The sequence below is a fragment of the Streptococcus pseudopneumoniae genome, assembly GCF_038148935.1.
In the GTDB taxonomy this organism is placed as follows: Bacteria; Bacillota; Bacilli; order Lactobacillales; family Streptococcaceae; genus Streptococcus; species Streptococcus pseudopneumoniae_U.
On sequence record NZ_JBBJZX010000284.1, the window covers coordinates 1 to 211 of the forward strand.

The window sequence follows — 211 nt, forward strand, 5'->3', positions numbered from 1 at the left end:
CTTTCTCTTAATCTTCTATTTTTTGATAGTTATCAAAAAAGCAAGAAAAGAAGAAGTCTCATTGGTATACAGACTCCTTCTTAAACTCGAAAATGAATCTCTTGTGTCTTAGGATGACTTTCTCTTGATTTGCTTGATAAAGTAGAAGATAAATCCTGCCACCATATAGGCAACAAAGATAATCAGACACCACTTGAATACGACATCCCAA

1 pseudogene is annotated in these 211 nt (G+C 33.6%); it reads right to left on the minus strand.

Annotated elements, in window-relative coordinates:
• Positions 1–108 precede the first annotated feature (108 nt).
• A pseudogene (locus WKI42_RS11125) lies at positions 109–211 on the minus strand (Pr6Pr family membrane protein); the annotation flags it as partial.